At 62.9% G+C, this 7,712-nt stretch carries 8 protein-coding genes; 5 read left to right on the top strand and 3 right to left on the bottom strand.

Going from position 1 to position 7,712, the window contains the following annotated elements:
* Positions 1 to 54: 54 nt before the first annotated feature.
* Positions 55 to 1,575 carry an aldehyde dehydrogenase gene (gene adh, locus ACREC7_RS14665; protein ID WP_431556430.1) on the bottom strand — a complete coding sequence of 507 codons (1,521 nt, stop codon included), beginning with the start codon at positions 1,573 to 1,575 and terminating at the stop codon, positions 55 to 57.
* Between the two features lie 143 nt (positions 1,576 to 1,718).
* Here adh and ACREC7_RS14660 point away from each other — a divergent pair, with 143 nt between their 5' ends.
* Complete coding sequence (locus tag ACREC7_RS14660; RefSeq protein ID WP_431556429.1) at positions 1,719 to 1,925, top strand: hypothetical protein; 207 nt, start codon at positions 1,719 to 1,721, stop codon at positions 1,923 to 1,925.
* Between the two features lie 172 nt (positions 1,926 to 2,097).
* Positions 2,098 to 2,766, top strand: coding sequence for an outer membrane protein (locus ACREC7_RS14655; protein WP_431556428.1), 669 nt, complete (start codon positions 2,098 to 2,100; stop codon positions 2,764 to 2,766).
* Positions 2,767 to 2,781: 15 nt separating this feature from the next.
* On the opposite strand, the gene ACREC7_RS14650 is transcribed toward ACREC7_RS14655, so the two are convergent.
* Both ACREC7_RS14650 and ACREC7_RS14645 read right to left on the bottom strand, forming a co-directional pair.
* Positions 2,782 to 3,765 carry a zinc-dependent alcohol dehydrogenase family protein gene (locus ACREC7_RS14650; protein ID WP_431556431.1) on the bottom strand — a complete coding sequence of 328 codons (984 nt, stop codon included), beginning with the start codon at positions 3,763 to 3,765 and terminating at the stop codon, positions 2,782 to 2,784.
* 224 nt (positions 3,766 to 3,989) lie between these two features.
* The gene (locus ACREC7_RS14645; protein WP_431556427.1) at positions 3,990 to 4,628 is read right to left on the bottom strand and encodes a hypothetical protein; all 639 of its coding nucleotides are present in this window, start codon (positions 4,626 to 4,628) and stop codon (positions 3,990 to 3,992) included.
* 688 nt (positions 4,629 to 5,316) lie between these two features.
* Here ACREC7_RS14645 and ACREC7_RS14640 point away from each other — a divergent pair.
* The 3 genes from ACREC7_RS14640 to ACREC7_RS14630 all read left to right on the top strand — a co-directional run.
* Positions 5,317 to 5,628, top strand: coding sequence for a hypothetical protein (locus tag ACREC7_RS14640; protein WP_431556426.1), 312 nt, complete (start codon positions 5,317 to 5,319; stop codon positions 5,626 to 5,628).
* A gap of 21 nt (positions 5,629 to 5,649) precedes the next feature.
* Positions 5,650 to 7,101 carry a sulfatase family protein gene (locus tag ACREC7_RS14635; RefSeq protein ID WP_431556425.1) on the top strand — a complete coding sequence of 484 codons (1,452 nt, stop codon included), beginning with the start codon at positions 5,650 to 5,652 and terminating at the stop codon, positions 7,099 to 7,101.
* Positions 7,102 to 7,295: 194 nt separating this feature from the next.
* Positions 7,296 to 7,712: sulfatase-like hydrolase/transferase (locus tag ACREC7_RS14630; RefSeq protein WP_431556424.1), on the top strand; the 417-nt coding region annotated here is incomplete at its 3' end.

Raw genomic sequence — 7,712 nt, 5'->3', positions numbered from 1 at the left:
GAGCCACCCTCCCCGTCAAGGGGAGGGATGACAAGTGGCCTAGCTCTGCACCCTCTAAAAGAAGCCCATGGCCTTCGGGCTGTAGCTCACCAGCACGTTCTTGGTCTGCTGGTAATGGTCGAGCATCATCTTGTGCGTCTCGCGCCCGATGCCGGACTTCTTGTAGCCGCCGAAGGCAGCATGCGCCGGGTAGAGGTGGTAGCAATTGGTCCACACCCGCCCGGCTTCGATGCCGCGGCCCATGCGATAGGCGCAGTTGATGTCGCGGGTCCACACGCCCGAGCCGAGGCCATAGAGCGTGTCGTTGGCGATGGCGAGCGCCTCGTCCTCGTCCTTGAAGGTGGTGACCGAAAGCACCGGCCCGAAGATCTCCTCCTGGAAGATGCGCATCTTGTTGTGGCCCTGGAACACGGTGGGCTGCACGTAATAGCCTTCCTGCAGCTCACCGTTGAGCTTGGCCCGCTCGCCGCCGGTCAGCAGCTTGGCGCCTTCCTTCTTGCCGATATCGACATAGGACAGGATCTTCTCGAGCTGATCGTTGGAGGCCTGCGCCCCGATCATGGTGGAAAGCTCAAGCGGGTTGCCCTGCTTGATCTTGTTCACCCGTGCGATCGCCCTCTCGATAAATTTGTCGTAGATCGACTCCTGCACCAGCGCGCGGCTCGGGCAGGTGCACACTTCGCCCTGGTTCAGCGCGAACATGGTGAAGCCTTCGAGCGCTTTGTCGAAGAAGGCGTCGTCCTTGGCCATGACGTCGGCAAAGAAGATGTTCGGCGACTTGCCGCCGAGCTCGAGCGTCACCGGGATCAGATTCTCCGACGCATATTGCATGATCAGGCGGCCGGTGGTGGTCTCGCCGGTGAAGGCGATCTTGGCGATGCGCTTGTTCTGAGCGAGCGGCTTGCCTGCCTCGACGCCGAAGCCGTTGACCACGTTGAGCACGCCTGGCGGCAATAGATCGCCGATGATGTCCATGAGCACCATGATGCTCATCGGCGTCTGCTCGGCCGGCTTCAGCACCACGCAATTGCCGGCGGCGAGCGCCGGCGCAAGCTTCCACGTCGCCATCAGGATTGGGAAGTTCCACGGGATGATCTGGCCGACCACGCCGAGGGGCTCGTGATAGTGGTAGGCGATCGTGTCCTCATCGATCTCGCCAAGCGTGCCCTCCTGAGCGCGAATGCAAGCCGCGAAATAGCGGAAATGATCGATGGCGAGCGGAATGTCGGCGAAGGTGGTCTCGCGGATCGGCTTGCCGTTGTCGATGGTCTCGACCGCGGCCAGCACCTTGAGGTTCTCCTCCATGCGGTCGGCGATCTTATTCAGGATCTCGGCGCGCTTGGCCGGAGCGGTGTTGCCCCAGGCGTCCTTCGCCTTGTGCGCGGCATCGAGGGCAAGCTCGATGTCGGCGGCCTGCGAGCGCGCGATCTCACAGATAGGCTTGCCGGTGACCGGGCTGATATTTTCAAAGTAATCGCCGCCGACCGGAGCGACCCATTTGCCGCCGATAAAATTCTCGTAGCGGGGCCGCAACGCTACGCGGGAATTCAGGGTCTCGATGACCTGGTGCAACATGGACGCCTCCCTAGATGCTGATTATGTTCTAGCCTGACTCTGATCCTCCTCCTTGATCCGCGTCAAGCTCAACGAGGGCCTCCAGGGAACCCTGTGCGGCGGTAAAACATTGATTGTGGGGCGAATTCAACGCGGAGGGGTTGATGGCAGACAATCAGGATCGCAAGAGCAACAGTCTCTTGCTTGGCGTGCTGCTGGGGGCCGCGGTCGTGGCCCTCGGCGTCCTTGCCTATGTCTATTACGAGCGGCGGCACGAGCCGGTGGTGAAGATCGACGTGCCGGGCTTTTCCGGAGAGATCCGCAAGGACAACGGCGGCGTCGACATCGAGGTCGGTAAGGACAAGCCCTGACCAAAGCGTCTGTTGCTTTGCAGCAACATAGAAGCCTGAGTGTCTGGAAGGACGCCGGGTCGTTTCCTTTTCGTCAATAAATGGCTGTATCCTGCCAAGGTCGTCGAGACGTGACGGAGCGTCTGATCCTTCGATGAGGGTCCAAGAGGCGCTAGGTCTGGGGGAACGGGTGATGCGCGTTGCCGCGGCGGCAAAACCGATAGCGATCGCTCTCGCCATTGCGATGGCGACCCTGACGCATCCGGCCAAGGCCGACGATTTGAGTGCGGGCCCCGGCACAAGCTGGCACGGCTTTTATGTCGGCGGCAATTTGGGCGAGGCCTTCGACGGCAGCAAGCTCAGCATCTACGATCTCAGCGGCGATGGACTCGGGATAACGGCCGACACCCAGGACCAATTCGTTGGCGGGGTGCATGTCGGCTACAACCTGCAGGGCGCGCACATCCTGTACGGCATCGAAGGCGACGCGGATTTTGGGCAGGACATAAGCTTTCTCGGCAGTGTCCGCGGCCGCCTCGGTTGGGCCGGTGAACGCGTCATGGTCTACGGCACCGCGGGTGTCGGTTTCGTCAATGCCGACGCCAATTTCACCATCTCGTCTCTCGTCAATGCGCCGACAAAGCTGAGCCATGAGATCAGCGAAGTGGCCTTCGTCGGCGGCGGCGGCCTCGATTTCAAGGTGCTGCCGAGGTTAAGCCTTGGCGCCGAAGGCCTGTTCTACGACTTCGCCAATGAGGAAGCCCACCTGAACGCCGCCGGCGCACCCTTCCTCTTCCACGACCATCCGGACATGACCGTCGTCCGCGGACGCATCACTTATTATTTCAACCCCGGCTACTAGACCTTCTTTCGCCCATCACGGAATCAGCACCGCCGCGCCGGTCAGCTCACCCTCTCGCAAGCGATCGAGCGCCTCGTTGGCGGCGGCAAGCTTCATCGGTACCACCGTGGTTTTGACTCGAGCCTGCGGCGCGAGCGCCAAGAACTCACGCGCATCCTCGCGTGTGAGATTGGCGACGGAGCGCAGCACACGCTCTTCCCAGAGAAGCTCGTAGGGGAAGGCCGGGATGTCGCTCATATGAATGCCGCCGCACACCACGACGCCGCCTTTGCGTGAGGCTGCAAGCGCCGCTGGCACCAGAGCGCCGACGGGCGCAAAGATGATGGCGGCGTCGAGCTCTTCCGGCGGTCTCTCGTCGGAACCACCGGCCCATGCCGCGCCAAGATCGCGCGCGAAGTCTTGTGCGCGCGTGTCGCGTGGCCGGGTGAAGGCGAACATCTGCCGCCCCTGGTAGCGTGCCACCTGCGCCACGATATGGGCCGCGGCGCCGAAGCCGTAAATGCCGAGGCGCTTCGCCTCCGCGGTCATCTTCAATGAGCGGTATCCGATCAGCCCGGCGCAGAGCAGCGGCGCAGCTTCCGCATCGCTGTAAGCGTCCGGCAGATGAAAGCAGTAGCGGGCATCGGCCACCGTATAGGAGGCATAACCGCCGTCGATCTGGTAGCCGGTGAAGCGGGCGTTGTCGCAGAGATTTTCCTGATCGTTGCGGCAATAGCGACAGGTGCCGTCGGTGAAGCCGAGCCACGGCACGCCGACGCGGTCGCCGAGTGCGAAGCCTTGCACCTCAGAGCCTAGCGCGTCGACGCGCCCGACAATCTCATGGCCGAGCACGAGCGGCAGCTTGGGATGCGTGAGCTCGCCGTCGACAATGTGCAGATCGGTGCGGCAGACCCCGCAGGCGAGCACGCGCAAACGAAGCTGATGCGGAGACGGCTCCGGCATCGGCAGCTCGGCTGCGCGAAGCGCGGTCCGGGCTTTGTCGAGCACCATCGCCTGCATGGTTTGTGGCGTCATCGGGCAATGCTGCGCCCCGCGGCGAATAGGTCAAGTGGCGACGCACGAAGTCCATTTCCCCTCCCCCCTTGAGGGGGAGGGTAGGGAGGGGGGTCAAAACAAAAGACTCGTGCTCGGGGCAGGTCTGTCACCCCCCTCCGCTCGCCAAGAGGCGAGCGTGCTCCCCCTCAAGGGGGGAGCGGGACAAATCAAAACTGAAGGGTGGAAGACTAATGCCGGATGAGGGGCCAGCCCTGCAGGCTCGGACGCCGCGCCGACACCGCCGCGACCGTCTCCGCATCGCGTTCATAAGCCCCTGACGGCTTGGGCAGCGCGGGCCCGATCAGGCGCCGCTCGGCGATCACGCTTGACTGGGACCAGAGCGCTTGGAAGGCGAGCTGCCCAAGCCGCACCGGAGCCGGCGAACCATCCTCGAACAGGCACAAGGCGTTGCGCTTGTCGGCCTCGCGCCGCATGGCGTCGCCCCACCAGCAGAGCGAGCTGCCGTAGGTCGCCTGTTCATGGGCATCGAGCAGGCGCGGATTGCGCGCCCAGCGGATCAGCTCCCTCGCCGGATCTCGTGGGCTCAGCTCGGAAAGACAGGCGTAAAGCCGGCGAAGTTCGATGTCGGGCTCGAGCGCGGCGACCAGCGCTTTGGCGACGATGCCGGCGCGCGCCAGATCGCGGGCCTTGAGGATCAGGGCTTGCGCCGGGCTCGACGAGGCCGAGCGTAGAACCATGGTCAGCTTGCGCGCCTCGCCGACGCCGCATTCGACGCGGGCGACGAACTGCGCCAAAATTTCAAGGTGCCGATCGAGTTCGGCGTGCTTCACATCCCTCGAACTTCCCGAACCAACCACAATGCGCATGTTCCCCCCGCTCTGTGGATGTTGACGGTGAAAGGCTAAGGCGCTTGCGCCGAGCTTGGTAAAATTAACCAGGACACGGTTAAGGAAGGCTTGATTGCCGCTCTCTTTTGGCACGAAGCGGCGCCGATCTTTGGCGCGCTGGCGGCGAGAGGCGTGGAACTCGGGCGAGCATGACGCTCATGCCGAGGTTCGGAGATGTGAATGATGCCGCTGAAACGGGCGCCATCGCGCAGCGGCGCCGCATGGGGGACAGACATGAACGCAACGCACTCCGGACTTGGGCTTCGGCCGTCCGCCCCCCGGAGCCGCCGACACCCCTTTAACTTCCCTCAAACACTGACGCTCACTGCCAAACACGGCACTTTCGTGGCGCGGCAAAGAAACGCAGGCCTCGTTGCAAAGGTTCCCCAGGCATAAAAAAATCAGCTCAGCACAAGCGTTCCGCCCTTTCCGTGACCTGTCCTCAGAACCTTGTCATGCCCGCGAAGGCGGGCATCCAGTAACCGGCGGAAGCGTGAACTTTCTTGCTCTGCGGTTACTGGATCGCCCGTCCAAGCCGGGCGATGACAAGTTTCGGATGGCAGCGTTCCCGCCGGGCGCGCTGCAATGACGAAAATGCGCCGCGATCCCATATTGTAACTGGGGGTCTTGTAAGCGACGTCAGGTCAACCGGAGGCGTGCAGCGATCATGGCATTTTACCTCGTTTCCGCAGTACCGAAGCACGGGCGGCTCGAAGAGCTCGGCGAGCGACTGGCGAGTGCCGAGTTCATGACGTTGCGCCCGTTTGGCGCGACGCTCTCGGCCTCGCTCGCCAATGCGCGCATGCGCAGAGACGGCGTGGCGGTATGGGAGGAGGAGGACTATTGCGCTCCGCCGCTTGCGCAGGAACGCGCCGCGGTGCTCGACGATTACTTCCACGACCTCCGCGTCGAGAAGGTCGAACAAGGCGAAGGCTGGAGCAAGATCCAAAAGCTGCCCCGCCTCTTCCCGGACGCGTGAGTGGCGGCGTCCGCTTCATCCATGCGGCTCATCGGCGCGCTCCTTCTGCTGCTGATTTCCGCCACGGCTTCGCTCGCCGCGCCCAACATCATCGTCATCATGACCGACGATCAGGAGGATACGGGCTCAACGGCCTACATGCCGAAGACGTTGTCGCTCATCGCCGATGAGGGTGTCACCTTCAACAACAGTCTCGTCAATCTTCCGCTTTGCGCGCCAAGCCGCGCCTCCTTCCTCACCGGGCAGGCGGCCCATAATCACGGCATCAGGGCCAACAGCCCGCTCGACCAAGGCGGCTGGGAGGCGTTCAAGAGCAAGGAGGAAAATTCGCTGCCGGTCTGGCTCAAGGCCGCCGGCTACCGGACGGCGCTGATCGGCAAATATCTGAACCGTTACGGTCAGCAGAGTGCCTATGGGGCGTGGCTCTCCTGGCTCGGCAGCTGGATCAATGTGGACTTCAAGGGCACCACGGTCGGCAATCCGCGCGATTGGGTGCCCCAGGGATGGGACCTTTGGTACGCCTTCACCGGAACGCGGGTGAGATATTACGACTATTGGATCAACGAGAACGGCAGGATCCTGAGCTTCGATCATCGCCCAAGCGACTATTCGACCGATGTGCTCGCCGAGCGCGCCGTCCGCTTCATCAACGACGAGGCGAAAAGCCAGGCTCCCTTCTTCATGTTCATCGCGGCGAAGACCGCGCACGCGCAAGGGGACCGCGCCATTCCATCGCCAAAATACGAGCAGGCCTTCAATGACGTTCACCTGCCGGAGAACCCGGCCTTCAACGAGCGGGATGTGCACCGCAAAGCGTTGAAGGCTCCGCGCGTCGGCCTCAAGACGAAGGCGGATCTCGAGCTCAGCTACCGCGCCGAGCTTCAGTCGCTGCAATCGGTCGACGATCTCGTCGCCGACGTGGTCGACGCCCTGAGGGACACGAACAAGCTCGACAACACGGTGCTGATCTATACCTCCGACAACGGCTTCCTGTTCGGCGACCACCGCCTGATCGGCAAGACCGCCGCCTATGAGGGCTCGATCAAGGTGCCTCTGCTGATGCGCGGACCGGGCATTCCTGAGCACGAAACCCGCGATCAGCTGGTCAACAATCTCGACTTGGTGGCGACCATCCTGGATCTCGCGGGGGCCAAGCCCGGCGTTCCGCTCGACGGCAAGTCGCTCAAGCCCCTCTTTGCCGAGTCGAAGGCGCCTTGGCGCAGCGCGATTCTGATTGAAAGTCCGGTCACTCGCTTCGAGCGGGCAGCGAACCGCTATACGGGCGTACGCACCGCCACGAAGAAGTATGTGAAATACGATAGCGGCTTCGAGGAGCTGTTCGATCTCGCCGCCGACCCTCACGAGCTCAAGAACAAGGCTCAAGATCCAGCCTATGCGAGCGACCTTGCGACGCTTCGCGGCATTTATGACACGCTCAAATCGTGTGCCGGCGAGGGTTGCTGGGTGCCTTGAGCCGCGACGGCAATCTGCCGCATCCGGCAAAACTCCCGGAACCTGGCCGTATTCAAGATGGGCGAGGGCCGAAGGGTGGTCGGACTCAGTGACGCACGCGCAATCTCTGCCCTGAAAAAGACCGTCGCCAATGGCGCTATCCGCGCAAGCCCGTCCGGGTCGCAAAGTGCGACAACGGGGCGACGGTGACTCCCATGCGCACACTTCTCGGCACCTTCTTCCTCCTCCTCTCTCTCCTCACCGGCGCCGCGGCGGCGCCGAACATCATCGTCATCCTCACCGACGATCAGGAAGACACCGGCTCGATGGCCTATCTGCCGAACGTGCAGGCACTTGCCGCGCAAGGCGTGACCTTCAAGAACAGCTTCGTGAATTTCTCGCTCTGCTCGCCGAGCCGCTCGTCCTTCTTCACCGGCGAGGCCGCCCATAATGACGGCGTCAGGTCAAACAAGCCGAACAAAGGCGGCGGCTGGGAGACCTTCAAGCAGGAGGAAGCGAACGATTTGCCGGTGTGGCTGAAGGCGGCGGGCTACACTACGGCGCTCATCGGCAAATATGAGAACGGCTATGGCGCCGGCAAGCTGCCCCGCCTAGCGAGCGCCGCCTATTGG

It is taken from the genome of Methyloceanibacter sp. (assembly GCF_050728395.1).
Taxonomy (GTDB): domain Bacteria; phylum Pseudomonadota; class Alphaproteobacteria; order Rhizobiales; family Methyloligellaceae; genus Methyloceanibacter.
The sequence above is the reverse complement of the archived record's forward strand: the minus strand, read 5'-3'. Positions and strand labels throughout refer to the sequence as shown.

Coding starts and splice junctions, on each gene's coding strand:
- ACREC7_RS14660 (WP_431556429.1), top strand. CDS start 1,719: ATGGCAGACAATCAGGATCGCAAGAGCAACAGTCTCTTGCTTGGCGTG.
- ACREC7_RS14655 (WP_431556428.1), top strand. CDS start 2,098: ATGCGCGTTGCCGCGGCGGCAAAACCGATAGCGATCGCTCTCGCCATT.
- adh (WP_431556430.1), bottom strand. CDS start 1,575: ATGTTGCACCAGGTCATCGAGACCCTGAATTCCCGCGTAGCGTTGCGG.
- ACREC7_RS14640 (WP_431556426.1), top strand. CDS start 5,317: ATGGCATTTTACCTCGTTTCCGCAGTACCGAAGCACGGGCGGCTCGAA.
- ACREC7_RS14650 (WP_431556431.1), bottom strand. CDS start 3,765: ATGCAGGCGATGGTGCTCGACAAAGCCCGGACCGCGCTTCGCGCAGCC.
- ACREC7_RS14635 (WP_431556425.1), top strand. CDS start 5,650: ATGCGGCTCATCGGCGCGCTCCTTCTGCTGCTGATTTCCGCCACGGCT.
- ACREC7_RS14645 (WP_431556427.1), bottom strand. CDS start 4,628: ATGCGCATTGTGGTTGGTTCGGGAAGTTCGAGGGATGTGAAGCACGCC.